This window comes from Glutamicibacter bergerei, from assembly GCF_054495185.1.
In genome coordinates this window covers 2,290,564-2,309,387 of the sequence record NZ_CM137131.1, presented here as the reverse complement: position 1 = coordinate 2,309,387, position 18,824 = coordinate 2,290,564, and the positions used below count along the sequence as shown (strand labels likewise).

General features: G+C 54.0%; 13 protein-coding genes and 3 tRNA genes. 11 read left to right on the top strand and 5 right to left on the bottom strand.

Features of this window, described 5'->3' with window-relative positions:
* Positions 1-59: 59 nt before the first annotated feature.
* From nudC to ACX5K5_RS10615, 3 genes are all read left to right on the top strand, one after another.
* Complete coding sequence (gene nudC / locus ACX5K5_RS10625; RefSeq protein WP_096256022.1) at positions 60-989, top strand: NAD(+) diphosphatase; 930 nt, start codon at positions 60-62, stop codon at positions 987-989.
* Positions 986-3,109 carry an ATP-dependent DNA helicase UvrD2 gene (locus ACX5K5_RS10620; RefSeq protein WP_459174368.1) on the top strand — a complete coding sequence of 708 codons (2,124 nt, stop codon included), beginning with the start codon at positions 986-988 and terminating at the stop codon, positions 3,107-3,109. The genes nudC and ACX5K5_RS10620 overlap by 4 nt, the downstream gene beginning before the upstream one ends.
* 111 nt (positions 3,110-3,220) lie before the next feature.
* On the top strand, positions 3,221-3,832 hold the full coding sequence (locus ACX5K5_RS10615) for a M48 metallopeptidase family protein (RefSeq protein ID WP_443437817.1): 612 nt from the start codon (positions 3,221-3,223) through the stop codon (positions 3,830-3,832).
* A gap of 82 nt (positions 3,833-3,914) precedes the next feature.
* On the opposite strand, the gene ACX5K5_RS10610 is transcribed toward ACX5K5_RS10615, so the two are convergent.
* Positions 3,915-5,333 carry a zinc-dependent metalloprotease gene (locus ACX5K5_RS10610; RefSeq protein WP_096256027.1) on the bottom strand — a complete coding sequence of 473 codons (1,419 nt, stop codon included), beginning with the start codon at positions 5,331-5,333 and terminating at the stop codon, positions 3,915-3,917.
* 176 nt (positions 5,334-5,509) lie between these two features.
* On the opposite strand from ACX5K5_RS10610, the gene ACX5K5_RS10605 reads away from it, so the two are divergent.
* From ACX5K5_RS10605 to ACX5K5_RS10580, 6 genes are all read left to right on the top strand, one after another.
* A complete protein-coding gene (locus ACX5K5_RS10605) occupies positions 5,510-6,625 on the top strand; it encodes a YlbL family protein (protein WP_459174367.1) in 1,116 nt (371 codons plus the stop codon).
* A 241-nt stretch (positions 6,626-6,866) separates the two neighbouring features.
* Positions 6,867-9,782: a UPF0182 family membrane protein gene (locus tag ACX5K5_RS10600; RefSeq protein ID WP_229677188.1), complete on the top strand. Its 2,916-nt coding sequence runs from the start codon at positions 6,867-6,869 to the stop codon at positions 9,780-9,782.
* Positions 9,783-9,841: 59 nt separating this feature from the next.
* Positions 9,842-9,915 (top strand) — tRNA-Met (locus ACX5K5_RS10595).
* Positions 9,916-10,148: 233 nt separating this feature from the next.
* Positions 10,149-10,222: transfer RNA gene (locus ACX5K5_RS10590), tRNA-Met, on the top strand.
* Positions 10,223-10,473: 251 nt separating this feature from the next.
* Positions 10,474-11,055 carry a dihydrofolate reductase family protein gene (locus tag ACX5K5_RS10585; RefSeq protein ID WP_459174366.1) on the top strand — a complete coding sequence of 194 codons (582 nt, stop codon included), beginning with the start codon at positions 10,474-10,476 and terminating at the stop codon, positions 11,053-11,055.
* Positions 11,056-11,670: 615 nt separating this feature from the next.
* Positions 11,671-11,744: transfer RNA gene (locus tag ACX5K5_RS10580), tRNA-Met, on the top strand.
* A gap of 125 nt (positions 11,745-11,869) precedes the next feature.
* On the opposite strand, the gene ACX5K5_RS10575 is transcribed toward ACX5K5_RS10580, so the two are convergent.
* Both ACX5K5_RS10575 and ACX5K5_RS10570 read right to left on the bottom strand, forming a co-directional pair.
* Positions 11,870-12,601: a PspA/IM30 family protein gene (locus tag ACX5K5_RS10575; RefSeq protein WP_096253856.1), complete on the bottom strand. Its 732-nt coding sequence runs from the start codon at positions 12,599-12,601 to the stop codon at positions 11,870-11,872.
* A 68-nt stretch (positions 12,602-12,669) separates the two neighbouring features.
* Positions 12,670-14,736: a TPM domain-containing protein gene (locus ACX5K5_RS10570; RefSeq protein WP_459174365.1), complete on the bottom strand. Its 2,067-nt coding sequence runs from the start codon at positions 14,734-14,736 to the stop codon at positions 12,670-12,672.
* 240 nt (positions 14,737-14,976) lie between these two features.
* On the opposite strand from ACX5K5_RS10570, the gene ACX5K5_RS10565 reads away from it, so the two are divergent.
* Positions 14,977-16,566 carry a S1C family serine protease gene (locus ACX5K5_RS10565; protein ID WP_443449455.1) on the top strand — a complete coding sequence of 530 codons (1,590 nt, stop codon included), beginning with the start codon at positions 14,977-14,979 and terminating at the stop codon, positions 16,564-16,566.
* Between the two features lie 229 nt (positions 16,567-16,795).
* Entirely contained in the window at positions 16,796-17,557 is a 762-nt protein-coding gene (locus ACX5K5_RS10560; protein ID WP_096253869.1) for a PIG-L deacetylase family protein, read from the top strand.
* 105 nt (positions 17,558-17,662) lie between these two features.
* Here ACX5K5_RS10560 and ACX5K5_RS10555 read toward each other — a convergent pair whose 3' ends face one another.
* Both ACX5K5_RS10555 and ACX5K5_RS10550 read right to left on the bottom strand, forming a co-directional pair.
* The gene (locus ACX5K5_RS10555; RefSeq protein WP_096253859.1) at positions 17,663-18,217 is read right to left on the bottom strand and encodes an anti-sigma factor; all 555 of its coding nucleotides are present in this window, start codon (positions 18,215-18,217) and stop codon (positions 17,663-17,665) included.
* Between the two features lie 123 nt (positions 18,218-18,340).
* The gene (locus ACX5K5_RS10550) at positions 18,341-18,802 is read right to left on the bottom strand and encodes a tRNA (cytidine(34)-2'-O)-methyltransferase (RefSeq protein ID WP_096253860.1); all 462 of its coding nucleotides are present in this window, start codon (positions 18,800-18,802) and stop codon (positions 18,341-18,343) included.
* Between the last annotated feature and the right edge of the window lie 22 nt (positions 18,803-18,824).

The following is an 18,824-nucleotide window of genomic DNA, read 5'->3' as shown; positions in this document are numbered from 1 at the left end:
TGTTTCCACAGGGGCTCCAAACCAAGCTGTTGCTCAGCGAATTGCACTAGGTTAGGAGTATGTCGTTGGCAGAAAAATATCGTTTACCACTTACCTCTCTGAGCTTTGCGCGATCGGTGTATGAGCGTCCGGTTACCGAACACGATCAACCGGAGCTCTTGCCACAAGTTATGGCCAACCCGCTGAGCCGGGTCATGCTGATATCTGCGCGTGGAGCCGCTCTTCGAGGTGAATCGTTGATGTTTACGCCTGGTCCGGAATATCAAAGTTCGGGCACCGAGCAGTTCGTTTATCTGGGACGCGATCAGCAACACCCCTACGTGTTGGCCATTGTTGATGAATCGGTGCTGGAGAATGTCGCCGATGCCTCATGGATTACTCTTCGCGAGGCTTTTAGCACCCTCAGCGAAGCACAGGCCGAATTATTTGTTGAAGCCCAAGCGATCACAAATTGGCGGCGCAATGAAGTATTCTGCCCACGCTGTGGTTCCGAGCTTCGCGCGTCAACCTCAGGTTGGGTGCAACGCTGCGTTGCCAATAACCATGAGCTCTTCCCGCGGACCGACCCTGCCATTATCGCGGCCATTATCGATTCCGAAGACCGGCTGTTACTCGGTGCTAACAGCACTTTTAAATCCAAAATGTATTCAGTTCTTGCCGGTTTTGTTGAGGCAGGGGAATCATTGGAATCTGCGGTACGCCGGGAAATCTTTGAAGAGTCCGGGGTGCACGTCGGCGACGTGGCCTATCTCGGTTCCCAACCTTGGCCCTTGCCACGCTCTTTGATGCTTGGCTTTACCGGTGAAGCGCTGAGCACGAAGCTCATTCCTGATGGTACCGAAATCCTTGACTTGCGTTGGTTTACTAGAGAAGAGCTCGGTGCCGAACTACGCGCCGGAAGCCTTCAAATTCCCCGCGGAGTGTCGATTTCGCATGCATTAATCCGTAATTGGTACGGAGAACCCCTTCCGGAGGCCCCAAACAAGTGAGCGAGCAAGAAAACTTTCAGGCCCCAGATCTTCTTTCTGGTCTTGATGTGGAACAGCGTCTCGCAGCAGAAACTCTTCGTGGCCCGCTATGTATCCTTGCCGGAGCCGGCACGGGTAAGACCCGAGCGATTACGCACAGGATCGCGCACGGAGTGCACACTGGTGTTTACAACCCCACCAGCGTCTTGGCGTTGACCTTTACTACGCGGGCCGCCTCAGAAATGCGAACGCGGCTTCGTCTACTGGGCGCTCCGGGAGTTCAAACTAGAACTTTCCATGCCGCCGCGCTACGACAGTTGCAGTACTTCTGGCCGCAGTCAATCGGTGGAACCTTGCCAAACTTGGTGGAGCATAAAGCACCACTAATTGCCGAGTCTGCTCGCCGGCTGAGGATATCAAGTGACCGCGCGATGGTGCGTGATCTTGCCTCAGAAATTGAGTGGGCTAAGGTCTCGATGCATTCTCCGGAGAGTTACGCCAAAGTCGCTTCCAGCCGGGATCTGCCCAATGGGCTCGAAGCAGTCAGCATGGCCCGGATTTTCCAAACTTATGAGGAGCTCAAAGACGACCGTAGCGTTATCGACTTTGAAGATGTCTTGCTACTGACTAGTGCAATTCTGGAAGACAACGAAAAAGTTGCGGCAAATGTACGGTCACAGTATCGGCACTTCGTCGTGGACGAGTATCAGGACGTTTCGCCGCTGCAACAGCGGCTCCTTGATCTGTGGCTCGGTGGGCGAGACGAATTATGCGTGGTTGGTGATGCATCCCAGACCATTTATTCGTTTACCGGGGCGAAACCGGATTATTTGCTGAACTTCGGTGCAAAATACCCGGAGGCGACGGTCGTCAAACTCGTGCGTGACTACAGATCCACGCCAGAAGTAGTTAACCTAGCCAATAAGGTACTTTCCACTCGTCGGATTGAAACGTCAATGCCGGATCCAACGGTGACCTGGCCCGAACCACTTGAACTTATCGCGCAGCGTGACCATGGGCCAAGCCCAGAATTTTTTGAGGCCGCAGATGACGAACAAGAAGCCGCCGAAGTGGCCCAGCGGATCAAAGCACTGCTCAAAAATGGTCAAGACGTTTCTGAAATCGCGGTCCTTTATCGTACTAACGGACAGTCACAGGCTTTTGAGCAGGCGCTAACAGCTCGAGGAATTTCCTACGTGATGCGAGGTGCCGAACGTTTCTTCTCGAGAAGAGAAGTCAAAGAAGGCATGCTAGCGCTACGTGCCGCGCTGAACGTCGCCGGGGACCAGCCTGTTTCACAGTTGGTGCGCGATGTCCTCGCTTCCCACGGTTATGCGCCAGAGGCGCCAACGGGCAGTACCGGTGCCGTGCGTCAACGCTGGGAATCACTCTCAGCATTGGTGCGCCTAGCAGATGATTTAGTCGCCAGCAGGGGAGCGCAAGGCGATCAAGTTACCTTGCGCGATGTGGTGAAGGAACTTGAAGATCGCGCTGCCACGCAGCACGCGCCCACCCTGGATGGTGTCACCTTAGCGTCATTCCACGCAGCCAAGGGGCTGGAATGGGACGTAGTGTTCTTGGCGGGACTCAGCGACGGACTCGTTCCAATTACCTATGCCAAGGACCAAGCTGGATATGACGAAGAACGACGGCTACTTTATGTCGGAATCACCAGAGCGAGAATCCATCTATACCTTTCATGGTCTTTGGCTCGCACTCCCGGCGGAAGAGCACACCGTTACCCGTCCAGATTCTTAGATGGAATCAAATCAGTACGTCAAGCAAGCAGCCGACAGCAAGCTCCGGTACGTCGCAAGCCACAGAAACTGACACCGTTGGTGTGCGCCGGCTGTGGTTCCTTCTTGACCACGGCTAAAGAGCGAAAGCTCAAACGCTGTTCTTCCTGCCCGGCCGCATACGACGAAGCGCTTTTTGAATCGTTGCGCAGTTGGAGGGCCGCAGTGGCACAGAGCAATTCAGTACCTGCATTCGTCATATTCACCGATGCAACGCTGATGGCTATTGCCGAACATCGACCCTCTACGCTTCCGCAATTGGCTAAGATTTCAGGAGTGGGGCGTAGCAAGATCGAACGCTATGGAGAGGCCCTGTTGGCTGTCTTGGCCGAGTACGCGGGTTAGTTATCTACAGTTGGCGAGGCGTGAATGCTGCGCCGTTAGTGCGCTATCTAAGCTAATTGGATAACCAAGTAACCGCCGTGTACGTGCGAAGGATAGAAGTGGAGGCACCCGATGCCGAATTTCCCACAGACCGTAGAATTTATTGCGGCTGATGACATTCCTGTCCGTATCGTACGGTCAAATAAGCGCAAGAAAACCATCTCCTCGCAGTGGCGGGATAATCGGCTAGTAGTGCAGGTGCCAGCGGCACTAAACGAGAGTACCGAGCGAGTGTTTGTCGATGAGATGCTCAAAAAGTATCGGCAGCGTAAAAACCGCGAGTCGGCGTTATCCACCGAAGACTCCTTGATGGATCGAGCCAAAGCGCTGGATACAAAGTACCTGGGCGGAATCGCTAATCCTTTATCGGTACGGTGGGTCAATAACCAGAACAAACGTTGGGGTTCGGCTACGCCATACCATCGTAGTATTCGGTTATCGGCGAAGCTGAAATACGTGCCGATTTGGGTTCAAGATTATGTGTTGGTCCACGAGCTTGTGCATTTGGCAACCCCCGGTCAGGGACATGGGAAAGAATTTCAGCAGCTGTTGGATCGCTTTGAGAGGCGTGTGGAGGCCGATCAATTCTTAGCAGGGTTTAGCGCTGGATTCAACGCATATGCCAAAGAAAATGGTCAGACCGAGCTTGAAGCCGGTGGCTTCGACGACCTGGACGACAATTGATCTGCGCGTAATGCAGCTTTAAAGCACAAAAGTAGCTAAACAGCTAAAGCTGCCTAGCTACTTTTGCCTAGCGGACTAGATTTTAGTTCTTCGGGTCTTCGTTTTCTTCATCCGGTTTGTCACCTTCCGGGGCGACATCGTCAAAACCGCCGTCTAGAAGCTTGCCTAACGCGGCATCAAACTCGTCATACTCTGAGGCAGCTGATTCTCGACGTTTAGTGAATCCGGCTGGATCACTAAGGTCTTCAGCTGTAGGCATGAGGTCTGGGTGGTCCCAGATCGCGTCTCGGCCTTCGGTGCCACGTTCTTCATGGAGGTGTTCCCACAGCGCTGCAGCTTCCCGGAGCTTACGTGGGCGCAGTTCCAACCCGACCAATGAGGCAAAAGCCGACTCGGCTGGGCCGCCCGAAGCGCGGCGACGACGCATGGTCTCGCGGAGGTGAGCGGCGAACGGCAAGTTCGCTGCTGCGAGGGAAACCACGTGGTCAACCCAGCCTTCGATGAGCGCAAGGGTCAGTTCAAGATTTTCTAGAGCCTTTTCCTGCTCGCCGGTGCGCTGTGGGGTGAAAAGCCCCTCACCGAGAAGTTCCTGCAGGTTCTCTGGATTGGACGGATCAATTCCGCGTACGGCCTCTTCAACCCGGGACATATCGATATGAATGCCACGGGAGTAGGACTCAACTGCGCCAATCAGCTTCGAGGAGAGCCAAGGAACCCGGTTGAACAGGCGTGTGTGCGCATTTTCTCGAAGAATGACGTAGAGCAGCACTTCTTGTTCGGGGATTTCCAGCCCTTCACCAAAGTTTGCGACGTTGGTCGACACCAAGCCTGGCGTCGTGCCAGCCAGCGGAAGTCCAATGTCGGTACCGCCGAGAACATCTTTGGCCAGGCCGCCTAACGCGGTTCCTAGCTGCATGCCGAACATGCTCGATCCGAGATTGTGGAACATGGCATCGGAGTTGCCGAGCATGCCCTTCATCTCTTCAGGAATCTGGTCCTTCATAGCGCTGGTGATCGCTCGGGTCACCGATTCGGCTACTGGCTCGGTCACCTTTTTCCAGACGCTTAAGGTTTTGTCGTACCAGCGTTTGCGGGTCCATACTTCCGTGGCTTCGCCATTGGATTCAAAAACAGTGGCGTTGTTCAGCCACAGGTCTGCCAGGTAGGAAGCATCAACGATTGCACCTTGCCGAGATTCGGAGGGTTTCGGATCTTCACCCGCGTAAGCCTGCAGAGCAGTGTCTGATGCTAGCTTCCAATTGACTGGACCGTCGGAGGAATTATTTTGCATCATTGCGGACATCATCGCTTGCGCTTGCTGCATCATTTGCTGCATAGCGGCAGGATCTTGGGAGCCCATGGCTTCCCGTAGCTGAGGCGGAAGGTCATTTGGATCGAAACCGTTACCGAAGAGCTGAGAGAACATTGCGGACATCGGATCCTGCGGATTGTTTTCTTCGTCGTCACCGTCAGGTCGGTTATTCGGAGGGTTCTGTGCCATGTACTTAAAGTACCCTCTGAGGCTGAGAGTTCACATCAATGAGCACCAGAGTTCGCTTTCGGCACATCGAATACTCCTTATAGCTGATGAAGATCGGGGCGGGCCTTCAGTAGGCTAGGAGGGTAGCGTTTGTGAAAACGCTCCTGAAATAATTTTAAGCGGTAGGAGCAAGGCCAGTGCACGAACAGGAACCATCATCCACGAAGGATGCCGCCCCGACACTCGGTGCGTCAGTTCCTAGTTCCAAGCCCGTGAAAACCACGATTGCCGGAACCCTAGCTCTCCTTTTAGTTGGTTTGATTCTCTTTTTGCCCACCAACTTTGTGGTGCGCACGCCTGGACCGGTATTGAACACGTTGGGCGAGTACAACGACAAAGAACTCATCACTATCAGTGGAGAAAAGAGTTATCAGTCCGACAGCATCTTGGACATGACAACCATCTACGTCCAAGGTGGTGGGCAGAACCGTGTCTCGACGCCTGTCATTCTCGAAGCGCTTATTAATCCCAACAAAGATATTGTTCCGGAAGAGACGATGATTCCACGCGGGGTGACCAGCGAGGAACGTGGGCAGGCCAATGACTCGATGATGGTTTCGTCCCAGGAACTATCGATTGCTGCGGCAATGAACGAGCTCGGACACGAATATAAAACCTGGCTGGAAGTTGCCGATTTTTCCACGGATACAAACAAAGACTCGTTGAAGCCGGGGGACCGGTTGCTCGCCTTCGAGGGGAAACCCGTCACGAGTCTGGATGAACTTAAAACACAGTTAGACGATCGTGGCGATCAAACCAGCACGATGGCGGTCCAACGTTCCTCCGGGAAGGACTCAACTAAGAAAGTTGATGTGAAGGTTTCCACCGCTCCAGGTGCTGAAGGAACCCGACAGCTTGGAGTTTTTCTGAGTACTTCGTTTGACTTCCCGATTGACGTTAAGTTCGGAGTTGAGGAAGTTGGTGGCCCGAGCGCCGGAACGATGTTTGCGCTGGCCATTATCGACCGGCTGACCGAAGGATCCTTGGCAGGTGACCATCACATCGCCGGAACCGGAGAAATTACCGCCGATGGGGAAGTCGGAGCAATCGGCGGAATCGCTCAGAAGATGGTCGCCGCTAAGGCAGACGGTGCCACGGTCTTCCTGGCTCCGGCAGATAACTGTTCCGATGTCGCCGGGCGAGTCCCCAAAGGACTAAACATCGTCAAGATTGCAACGTTGCATGAAGCACGACAGGCACTAGAGCAGATTGCTCAAGGCACGGACCCGGCCACGCTGGAGTCCTGTTCATAGATTCGCGAGACACCGTTCATACAACTTGGTGTCTGCAGCTTAGTAAGTACAGTGATAGTCATACGAGTTCTGGCGTTAGTAAAGGCGTGCGGAACATCTAGGTAAGGAATAAATAGTGTCATACGGATCGGATAGTCCGTTCGGGGGCCCACCGCGGCCCCAAGGGCCGCGACAACCTTCCAAACCAGCAAATAAGAAAGCGTCACCACTGACGCTCACGGTATTTGCTGTGGTCATATTGGTGGCTGTGTTTGTTTTCCTCTCAAACTTCTATGCAGACATCCTCTGGTTCAACCAGCTAGGGTTCTCGGACGTTTATTGGACCGAGCGAATAGCTAAACTCATCATCTTCGTCATCGCGCTAGTCGTGATGGCTGTTCCGATGTGGCTTTCCATGCGAAGTGCTTATAAGCACCGCCCGGTCTACGCGCCGGAAGGCAACCGCCAGGACTCCATGTCGCGCTATCAAGCGCAGCTGGAACCAATTCGTCGGTTCCTAATGATCGGTATCCCAGCGGTGGTCGGAATCTTCTCCGCTATCGCGGTAGCCGGACAATGGCAGACTATCTTGTTGTTCATCAATCGGGTGCCTTTCGGTACCAACGATCCACAGTTCAATATGGATCTTGGATTCTTCGTTTTCACCTTGCCGTTTATTGGGCTAATCGTCGGATTCTTGATTTCCGTGGTTCTGCTTGGCGGTGTGGCAGGACTGCTTACCCATTACCTCTATGGTGGTATTCGCGTTGAAGAACGCGGCGGCATCACGGTGGGCAAGGCCGCTCGCGTGCATACCGCGATAGTTGTCGCAGTCTTCTTGCTATTGCAGGCAGTGAACTTCTGGATTTCCCAGTACGAAACTTTGAATAACCAGTCCGGACGAGTTGCCGGTGCGTTGTACAAGGACGTGCACGCGGTCATTCCTGCACGGATGATCCTAGCTATCGTTGCGATTCTGATCGCTATTACCTTTATCATTGCTGCGATCAACGGACGCTGGCGCCTGCCGCTGATTGGCACCGCGATGCTCGTGGTGACCATGATCGTTGCCGGCGGCGTTTACCCCTACCTGGTGCAGCAATTCCAGGTCGTTCCATCGCAGCGTGCTTTGGAAAGCGAGTATATCGATCGAAACATTGAGATGACTCGTCAAGCGTTCGGGCTGAGCGACATTGAGGTCACTCCCTATGACGCGAAGGTGAGCACCGAGAAGAACGCGCTGGCCAAGGAAACTGAAACCACCGCCAATATTCGTCTGCTGGATCCCAACTTGGTATCCGCTGCATTCGCACAGTTGCAGCAGTTCCGTGGTTACTACACGTTCCCCGAGAACCTCAACGTTGACCGTTACGAGATTGACGGCAAAATCGAGGATACGGTGATCGCTGCCCGTGAAGTGAGCGTCAACCCTAATGACACCTGGGTCAACCAGCACGTAACCTATACCCACGGTTATGGACTGGTTGCCGCTTACGGTAACCGCGTTGCTGCTGGCGGACGCCCTGACTTCATGCTCGGTGGCATCCCGTCCACCGGTGACTTGATCACTGAAGCTGATTACGAGCCTCGTATTTACTTCGGTGAAACTTCACCAGACTATTCGGTGGTTGGCGGTCCAGAAGGTTGGACGGACCAGGAGCTGGACCGCCCAAGCGCTGGCGGTGAGGGTGAAGATACCCGTTACACCTTCGAGGGTGATGGTGGTCCAAACGTTGGTAACCTGTTCAACCGCGTCGTTTACGCGTTGAAGTTTGCCTCGACTGACCTGTTGCTATCGAATGCGGTCAACGAGGAATCGCAGATTCTTTATGACCGTAATCCACGCGATCGCGTGAGCAAGGTTGCCCCGTATCTAACCCTTGATTCCAATGCCTACCCGGCAATTATTGATGGTCGAGTCAAATGGATCATTGATGGCTACACCACCTCGAACGATTTCCCGTATGCGCAGCAACAGCAGATTGAATCGGCTGTTTCTGACTCCCTGACCAATGCGTCAGACTTTGACCGTCTGTCAGGTCGCGTGAACTACATGCGCAACTCGGTCAAGGCTACGGTGGATGCATACGACGGCAAGGTTGATCTTTACGCCTGGGATTCCGAGGATCCGATCCTGAAGGCATGGCAGAAGGTCTTCCCTACTGCAGTGCAGCCACTGGACAAGATCTCTGGTGAATTGATGGAACACGTCCGTTACCCAGAAGATATGTTCAAGGTTCAGCGCGAGGTTCTCACGACCTATCACGTTGACGATGCCGGTGCATTCTACGAATCAAACGATGCGTGGGCAGTGCCAGATGATCCGACCTCATCGACCAAGGGAGTGAAGCAGCCTCCATACTTCCTCTCCTTGAAGATGCCAACCCAGGATGCTGCGTCGTTCTCATTGACTTCAACATTCATCCCGCAGGCAGCCGCTAACGGCCAACAGCGTAACGTGCTGTTCGGCTTCCTCTCGGCAGATGCAGATGCGGGTAGTGACGCGGGTGTGAAGAGCGATCAGTACGGCAAGCTGCGCTTGCTCGAACTTCCACGCGATACTGCTGTACCTGGTCCAGGCCAAGCCCAGCAGAACTTCGATACCAACCCTAGGGTGACCACGGAGCTGAACCTGTTGCGACAGGGTGCTTCCGAAGTGAAGAACGGTAACTTGCTGTCGCTGCCTGTCGGTGGCGGTATCCTCTACGTCCAGCCTGTGTATGTGCAGTCATCAGGCCAGACAAGTTACCCGACCTTGCGTAAGGTATTGGTCGCCTTCGGTGATCAGGTCGGCTTCGCCGATACTCTGGCCGAAGCTCTTGACGAAGTCTTTGGCGGCGACTCCGGTGCCGTAACAGGTGAAACCGGGGACGGGACTAAGCCGAAGGATGAGCCAGGTGAGAGCGATGCTCCTACTCAGTCTGAGACGCAGAAGCTAACTTCAGCATTGGACGCGGCAAATGAAGCGATCAAGAAATCTGATGACGCTTTGAAGGCTGGCGACTTTGCTGCCTACGGTAAGGCACAGACTGAGCTGCAGAATGCCTTGTCTCGGGCACTGGAAGCCGATGCAACTATCAACGGTGAAGCCGCTCCGGAGGGCGAAGTACAGACAAACTCCGAAGCACCCGCCGCACCGACTGAGTCGACGCAGCCAACCGATGGGAACAACGGATAGCCGTCCGCTTGCGTCCGATTTGCATTCTGCCCCGCGATGATGAAGAATAGTCTAGTCATCGCGGGGTGGAGCAGTTCGGTAGCTCGCCGGGCTCATAACCCGGAGGTCAGAGGTTCAAATCCTCTCCCCGCCACTTATGGGACAAGTCGAGAATAATTCGGCGGTGACCAAAATGAAATCCTCTCAGTCTTTTGACTGGGAGGATTTCTTTTTACTGTCTGCGGAATCTTCAACTCTAGTTCTTCGGGGCCATGCCCGAAAGGCGCTCGCAATCGAGTGCAGAGGTATCCAACATGACCTGTGACGAAGGACATGTCAGCTCGATTAGCCATGAAGTTTACTAGTTGGTAATGTTGTATTTACCGACGCGGGGTGGAGCAGTTCGGTAGCTCGCCGGGCTCATAACCCGGAGGTCAGAGGTTCAAATCCTCTCCCCGCCACAGAGAAAAAGTGGAGATCCAATTGGATCTCCACTTTTGTTTTAAGTCATTGTTCGGTGGCGCCAAGCTTGTCAAAGAAGTGTTCCCATAAGTCTGCGCCGGCTAATGGTTCGAAAATCCTTGTCAAATGAAATTGCTCTGCGTTAGGGTTCAACCAGTTTCTGGTTTCAACGGCGGCGGAGGCCAACATGGTTCGGACACGAGTGCATAACCTCTTCATTTCCTTAGATGGCTACGCTGCAGGAGATCGAGTGACCTTTGATGAGCCGATCGGGGGAGCGAGTGCACTCTTTGCACGGTTCGATGGGCGCGTCATTCACGGCATTCAGGGGCTCAGCGATCCCGTCACGGTAGATCGCGCATTATTCAGCATGTGGGGGCAGGGAGTCGGAGCCGAGATTATGGGGCGCCGCAAGTTTGGCCCGCAATCAGGACCGTGGCCCAATGATGGATGGAATGGCTGGTGGGGAGATGCCCCACCCTTTCGAACCCCGGTATTTATCTTGACTCATTACCCGAGGGAAACACTCAAGTTTCCTAACGGCACAAGTTTCCATTTTGTCGATGCCACTCCAAATGATGTCTTACGCATGGCGCAAGAAGCGTCAGCCGGGCTAGACGTTCGCATCGGAGGTGGGCCATCGACCGTCAATGAATTTCTCCGCGCGGACTTGATTGACTTCCTTCACCTGGCGATTGTCCCGGTGGTACTGGGCTCTGGTGTGCAAATCTGGGATCAACTACAAGGTATGGAAAATCGTTTCGCGGTCGAATCGATTGGCACTGCCAGCGGCCTGACACATCAACTGTGGAACAGAAAAGCCCGTACATAATTACCCAACCTTTAATCATGTTGCCTAGGGGAGTTGGAGATGGTTTTAGATTTTCTTTGGCTGTACCTAGGACCTATAAAACAGAGGCGGCGGCTGGTTAGCGAGGTAGTTGCAGGTTTCTTATGCTCTGTGGCAAGCAATGTACGCGCCGTGCGCTGCTTAGACGCGCCCGCGTGGGCCGACAAGGTCTCAACCGCATGTTTCCTTAACCGATTGTCTGCAGGCGGCTAAGGATAGCGGCGGGGCGCCCTGACCCCAACGGTCTCCGGACAAACGTCTACACGTGTAATAGCAGGAACCCAGATTGTGGTCATCCTCCGTGGGGCTTACGGGTGCACGCGTGCTACAGCGCGAGCAGGTCGTGGCTGACACTTGCAACATTGACTTGGCCCCGGGGATTGGAGCAGTTGCTTTGATTCGCGATAGATCATTCGCGAGGACGGCATTATCGATGGGAAACTTCGAATTCCTGGGTGGACGTGATCTGGCGTCGCGAGTGGGCTTGAATATCCTCCTAGTGAACCCATCAGTAGGCCCAAAATCAGGGGTGTGACGCAAGACATGGCCTGTCGATTCGCCATGGAGTTTATGAGTTGGTAATGTTGTATTTACCGACGCGGGGTGGAGCAGTTCGGTAGCTCGCCGGGCTCATAACCCGGAGGTCAGAGGTTCAAATCCTCTCCCCGCCACAGAGAAAAAGTGGAGATCCAATTGGATCTCCACTTTTGGTTTAAGCTTTTAATTTTTGAGCAAATAATAGGCGCCGGATCTGTTCACGATGAACAAATCCGGCGCCTATTGCCAAGTAGGGAGTCTAGCTCTCCAACGCCCCGGTCTGATTAGCCTTCAAAGCCGCCAGTCGCGCCTCTACCTCGGTCTGCTCACCGAGGTCTTCCAACGACTCAAACTGAGCGTCCAAGCTGGACGAGGCCAGTTCAGAGGCACCTCGCACCTTAGCTTCTTCACGGCGGATCTTTTCCTCGAAGCGGCTGATCTCGCTGGTCGGATCCATCATATTCACGGACTTGACGGCCTCGTTGACCTGGTTCTGCGCGTTTGCAGACTTGGCACGAGCAACGAGTTCGTCGCGTTTGCTGACCAGTTCGTTGCGCTTTTCCTTCATCTGGTTCAGGCCGGTTTTCAGCTTCTCAACGATTTCGCGCTGCGAGGCGATGGTCGGATTAGCGGTTTTCATCTCGCTTTCGGCCTGCATCTGACGCTGAATTGCGACCTTAGCCAAATTGTCGAATTTCCCGGCGTTGTCCGCATCGTTTGCGCTGCGGAATTCGTCAGCCTTATTCGAGGCAGCCAGGGCTTTGGTTCCCCAGTCGCCAGCTGCTTGCTCATCTTCGCGGTAGTCGTCTTCAAGCATGCGCAGATTGCCGATGGTCTGGGCGACAGCCTGTTCAGCTTCTGCAATGTTGTCTGTGTAGTCGCGAACCATTTGATCCATCATCTTCTCTGGATCTTCGGCAGAATCCAGGATTGAGTTGATGTTGGCCTTTGCGAGCTGGGCAACGCGTCCAAAAAGTGATTGCTTGGTCATGTGTAGACCTTTCTATACGAAATAGTATTGCTGAAAATTGCGTACTACTGAGATAAAACCGCGTAACTCTAGAAACTGCCGCCGGCACCTCCGCCGAAGCCTCCACCACCTCCGCCGCCGCCAAATCCGCCACCGAATCCTCCGCCACCTCCGCCGAAGCCACCGAAGCCGCCACCGCCGAAGAATCCGCCGTCGCCGCCGCCGTGGTTTCCACCTCCGCGGTTTCCTCCGCCGAGAATCGAATCGATGAGGATGCCTCCAAGAACGGCGCCACCAATTCCGTCGAACATGCCTCCACGACCGCGGTTGGAACCTCCAAAGTTCCCTAACCCACCGTCGCCACCGAAGCCATTGACGTCTTGTTCGGCCATGCGAGCAGCCTGATCAGCAAGCTGGCTGGCACGCTGTGCTGAAGCCACTGCCTCAGCGGGATTCTGCGATGCCAAGGACAGCGCCTGATCGTAGGCGCGCTGTGCCTCGGCTAGGCGGGTACGTGCCGAGGAGCGGACGCCGCCACGACGAGCACGAATGTAATCTTCAGTGCCTTGAATCCGCGAAGCCGCAGTGTTAAGTAAAGACTGCAGCTGATCACGAGCGGCCTGGTCCTGCTGGGCGCGATCACGAAGCGAGCCCAAAGCAGAAGCTAACGGAGTCGTCGAATCATCGAGCGCAGAGATCAATGCCAGCGGATCATGCTTATCTGCGCGTAGCGCTTGTTGAATCATGGACAGGGTGCTTTCAACCCCGGCGATGGGGCCCGCCAGATTAGGCTGTGAACCGTTTGCGACCAGCGCTTTAGCCTGTGCGAGGTCCCGAGCGGCTGTGGCAACAGCTGATTCCAAATCATTGTCTGCTTGGCGAAGAGCGGTGGCGGACTTACTGATTGCTGCCAGTAGGACTTCGGCCTGATCATGGGCTTCTTCAGCATTCTGAATCAACAGGGCTGCGTGTGCACGGTCGGTGCCCAGCTTTTCACGTGCCTGCTTCAGCGAGGACGCCGCAAAGGTTAGCCGTTCCGAGGCCTGCTCGGCGTTATCGGTGATCTGTGAGACCGCACTGTCTTCATACTTCGTCGTTAACGCTTCAAGCTCGGAGACTCGCTGTGAAAGTTGCTGCGCAAGAGGTTCTTTCTCGGCGGCGACTTCTTCAATTCGAGTCTCAGCATTTTGCTCTAGCTGACGTAGATCTTTGAATTCGCTGGCGTGCTTTTGCAAGGTGTCGTTAACTTGACCGCATCGGTTGATGATTTCGCCAAGCCAGGAGCGCTGGTCTTCCTCGGTGTCGGGAATGTGATCATCGAGTTGTTGCTGCAGGCGGAAGGATTCCACTAGATGTGTTTTGGCTTCGGCGAGATCCTCGGAGAAAACCTTGACCGAGTCTGCACCATATTGAGCTTCAGCAAATCCTAGTTCCTGCTCGGAAGAACGAATTGAATCATCGGCGGCAACAAGTAATTGGTCCGCTCGCAGTCGCAGGCTCTCCAATGACTCAAGCTGCTGGGGTTGCCCAGTGCTTGGGTTTCCTTGAGGGATTTGGTTAGTCTTTTTCTTGCTTCGGCGCGAAAGAATGACATAGCCGGCTACAGCTACGCCGCCAATAATGAGAAGAACCCAGAAAACGCCACCGCCGGAGCTTGACGAACTGGTGGCACTGCCACCATCAGCAACATTTGCGATACCTTCAATTGCGCCTTCAGCGGCGCCCGACCAATCTTTCTTCGCGAGGGCTGGGGAGATCTGCTTCGAATAGATTTCTTGGGTGTAAGCGGAAAGCGGACCATTTTGATGTCCGGCAAAGTTTGCCTGACGCTGTTTGGTTGCTACCACCAAGATAGCGTCGGAACTGCCCATATTCTTATTCGCAGCAACTTGTTCAAGCCATTGGCCCGGGTTTGAAGGGGAGGTAAACTCGTCAACGTAAACGATGAACAGGCTAATGCCAGTGTCATCACGAAGTGTCTTAATGTCGTTTTCGAGTTTACTTTCATTGCCACCGAGTACCTGGGCGTTGTCGACAACAAAGTCCCCAGGTGGGATGGTGACAGGGGGTTCTGCAAAAGCTGGTGCTGATGCTCCCAGTGATAATGCCACCACCGTTAATGCTGCAGCAGTTATTCGCCGCGCTTTGGAAATCATTGTCGTCCTCACCTGAATTGCTGATTCGAACGAATAAAACAGCCACTCGTCCAACCGCTTTTACCTACGATTACTTTGTTAGCTCAATTTGATTCTATTTGGCGCGCATGCCAGCGTCCATGCTATTCAGCTGCGAGAATAGTTAACTCACAGCCAGCGCTAAGTTATCCCTCTCAACCGCCACAGTTCGACCGTGAATAATAAAACTCAAGAGATACGATATTTGAAAGAGGTATGACGATGAGCCAGTCACCAGATGAACCACGAAACAACGACTTGGGCCAACCCGAGCAGCCCGAAGATATCGGTCAAACCCCGAATCATGCTCAAGAGCCACGCGTCGCTCCCTCCGACGGTACACCTCAGAGTCCTGAAACCACACCGATTTCATATGTCGAGCCAACTCGCAATCATGAGCGCGTCAGCGACAGTGGTAACGCAAGTGATCAGCCGACCGATGTGTATGCTCGCCCGGCAAATCACGTTGAACCGCAGCCTGCGACAAGCGTCTATGGACAGGCCTCAGAGCAACACCATTCAGCAGCTACTGGGTCACCTTATGGTGCAGCAGGATATGGGCACTCTGACCAACACTCAAACTATCCAGTACCGCCTGAGCGTGCGCCGAAGAAGAAGTTTGCTGGCAGTACCTTAATTGCCGGAATGGTCGCTGCAGCTTTAATTGGTGGCGTGACAGCGGCTGGAACCACGTATTTCATGAATGATGGCGGCAACGCCAGCAGCACTTCGGTGCAGACGCCCCAAAATGGCGTGGTCATCAACAATCCTGAGTCCGTCACTGCGGTAACTGCTGCAGCGGCAAAGGCTTCGCCGAGCGTGGTGACCATCGAGGCCTCGGGCAATGGCAGCGGGGGATCGGGCTCAGGAATTATCCTTGATACTGAAGGTCATATCCTTACCAACACTCACGTCGTGACTCTTGGTGGAGAAACTGCCAATCCAACCCTGAGCGTCCGCCTGAGTGATGGAAAGGTGCACCAAGCAAAGCTGGTGGGTACCGATCCACTCTCAGATTTGGCAGTGATCAAGATTGATGCGTCAAACCTTGTCCCGGCAACTCTTGGCAAGTCCTCGGCACTTAACGTTGGCGACACCGCGGTGGCCATCGGTGCACCTCTTGGGCTGAGCGGTACGGTAACCGACGGCATTATTTCCACACTTAACCGCACCATCTCGGTGGCTTCCTCGGCAGTGCCGAAGGAAAACGCACAAAGCGATGGCAATGGTGGCGGTGACAGCCAGTACAACTTCGAGTTCCCAGGGATGCCTAAACAAGATAATCAATCCAGCCAAGGGTCGATCTACATTAACGTCATGCAGACAGACGCCGCGATTAACCACGGCAACTCGGGCGGCGCACTAGTCAACGACAAGGGCGAAATTATTGGCGTGAACGTGGCGATCGCGTCCAGCGGTTCCGGTGGGGCAGAATCAGGTTCAATCGGTGTTGGCTTTGCGATACCCATCGATTACGCACAGCGCATCGCCAACGAGATAATTGCCAATGGCTCGGCAACCCACGGTCTCCTGGGAGCAACGGTGCAAGCCCAAGCGGCCTCCACCGGTTCTGATGCCTCCCAGTTCAGCGTAGGCGCAGCAATCCAGGAAATTTCACCGAACTCAGCTGCCGAAAAAGCAGGGCTGAAGTCCGGCGACATCATCACAGGTGTCAACGGACGAGCCATTCAAGATTCTCAGACCTTGACTGCTGCCATTCGTGAAGTACCAGCTGGCGGTAAAACCGATATTACTTATACCCGTAATGGCGCTGAACACAAGGTGAGCGTAGAAGTCGGCTCACTGAAGTAGCCCAATCAGGTACACGGCAAGCTACTAAATATGGTGTGGTGCAGAGAACAAGCGCATCACACCATATTTTCTGCCTTAAAATCGAAGTCATTGGCCGATATCGATACGATAGTAGGCGGAGCGCGGAGAAACACTTAGTGAAGCAATCATGCTTGATGCAACTCCGAAGCTATAAGAACCCTAAAATTATCCTGCCCAAGGCAGCCTCAGAAATGTGACGATGCGACGCATGCTTGATCCTAATGACTTCATAAACCCGGCAACTCAGCGAGTGTTGGCATTTGCTGCACACCCCGATGACCTAGATTTTGGTGCTGCCGGTACGGTCGCGGCCATGACCGCAGCTGGTATTGAAGTGCAATATTGCATAATGACCGACGGAGACGCTGGCGGTTTTGATGACCGGGATCCGGCCGAAACGGTTCGCTTGCGACATGAAGAACAACGTGTTGCCGCCGCTCGGGTGGGCGTGAGCACGGTGCACTTTTTAGGTGAACGCGACGGGTTCCTAGAACCTAGCCACCACGTGATGCGCCAAGTTGTCCGCCTAATCCGCCAGTTTAAGCCGCAGATTGTCATGGCCATGCATCCCGAACGCAACTGGGATCGGATACAACGCTCACATCCCGATCACCTTGCCTGTGGTGAAGCGGTAACGCGTGCTATTTACCCAGCCGTGGAAAACCCCTTCTCTTATCCGGAGCTTATAGCTGAAGAAGGTCTGCAGGCCTATAAAGTGCCGTGGCTTTGGTTCTATGGGGCTCCGAGGGAACGTGAAAATGCCTTCATGGATATCAGCAACTTTTTTGAGTCAAAGATGGATGCCTTGAGAGCCCACTTCACCCAACATCCAGATGTTGGCGCCATGGAGAAGTTCGTCTTAGAACAATGCCAGGCGAATGCAGAGCGTGGAAAAAAGCCAGTAGGGTCACTGGCTGAAGCTTTCCATTTGGTAGCAGTCAATGCTGACGACACGATCGCTGGCTTCTAAGGTAGATTGCCGGTTTAAACATTGAGGCGCTGGTTCCCTTCCGGGAACCAGCGCCTTAATCGTCTGAAGTTTTGTATGAGCTCTCAGTAACTCAACGAGAGATCGTTACTCTTGTGGCTGTTCAGCTTGGTTCAGCGGCAAGTCAACAGAGGCTTCGGTTTCTTCCGAGGGTGATGCTGGAACTTCGGAGCCTTCTACGGTGATGTGTACGGCGACGACATCATCGATGGGGGACAAGCCACCCTTGACGTCTTCACCAGTGGTCTTGGTTACCACGCTGATGCCACCTTCTTCAAGAATGGCCCACACCACGTACTGTTCTGACGAATCAAGTGCTGGTAGCGAGGACAGCTCAACGCCCAAAGCGTTCTCTTGCTTTGAGGTGCTGATTGTCGCTTGACCGCCACTGCGCAAATCAACGGTCTGACTGACAACATCAGAAGCTTTGGTGGCCTTAGTAGCCTTGGTTCCCCCATTGAGCAGGGAGAACGTTACTAACGCCAAGACGACTACGATGATCAGACCGATTAGTGCAAAGATCCAGCGTTTTGGCCGGACGCGCCGTTCGGCACGGGAGCTCTGGGCCACTTGACTGACCAGGTCCAGACCTAGATTTTCGTCCTGAGGCTCGTCGCTGTGCTGCGAAGGGCTACGGTTCATTGTTTTGGAATCTCCCGAGAAGTTGTCGGTCTTTTTGTCATGCTCGCCAAAGCGAACATACTCAAAAGCTTACTTTATAAAGATTGGGTAAAGCTGTGTACTAGACCGGGTGGTGCTGGTATTTTAAGCTCCGGCAAACCCATGTTGGCGCCAGGCTTCATAGGCTACAACGGAAGCAGTATTGGCTAGGTTCAATGATCGTCGCCCGGGAAGCATGGGGAGTCGAACCAGGTCAGTCACTCGCTGGTGCGCCTTGTCTTCGGCGCTGAGTCCCACTGATTCTTTGCCGAACATGAGAATGTCACTGGGGTCATATGCCACATCTGTGTACATCGTGTTGCCCTCAGAGGTGAATGCGAAAACGCGGCCCTCACCTAGGGCTTCAAAAGCCGCATCAAGATTTTCATGCACGGTAACCACCGCAAGATCATGATAGTCCAAGCCGGCACGTCGGAGATTGGCATCTTCAAAGTTGAAGCCTAGGGGCTTGACCAAATGAAGCTCGGCGCCAGTGATGGCAGCTAGACGGATGGCATTACCGGAGTTGCCAGGAATTTCGGGAGCATTAAAAAGAATACGGAACACATCAACCAGTTTAAGCTCTAAG